Consider the following 379-nt stretch of genomic DNA (forward strand, 5'->3'; position numbering starts at 1 on the left):
CGCCGTGTTCAGATCCAGCCGGCAGAACCAGCGGTAGGCCAGGTTCAGATGAACCTCCTCGCATATCCGCCGCTCGGACCGGATGCCGAAGCAATAGCCGATCAGCAGCATGCGGATCATCAACTCAGGGTCGACGGACGGCCGACCGGTGCTGCTGTAGAAAGGTGCGAGGTGCTGGCGGATGCCATCCAGATCAACGAAGCGGTCGATGGCCCGGATCAGATGATCCTGCGGGACATGATCCTCAAGGGAGAACTCGTAGAACAAGGCGCCCTGCGCCACTTGCCGCGATCCCATCATCCCGATCACCTCCACCATCCCGCCAAAGAAGTGAATCAGGGCACAGCCCGCCGATCAACAGGTGTTTTTCAACACAATC

At 59.6% G+C, this 379-nt stretch carries 1 protein-coding gene; it reads right to left on the minus strand.

The annotated features are described in order from the left end of the window. A partial coding sequence (locus E2K76_RS20210) for a transposase (protein ID WP_136686221.1) occupies positions 1 to 300 on the minus strand: 300 nt, incomplete at its 3' end. Between the last annotated feature and the right edge of the window lie 79 nt (positions 301 to 379).

This window comes from Falsirhodobacter xinxiangensis (genome assembly GCF_004959935.1).
GTDB classification, from domain to species: Bacteria; Pseudomonadota; Alphaproteobacteria; order Rhodobacterales; family Rhodobacteraceae; genus Falsirhodobacter; species Falsirhodobacter xinxiangensis.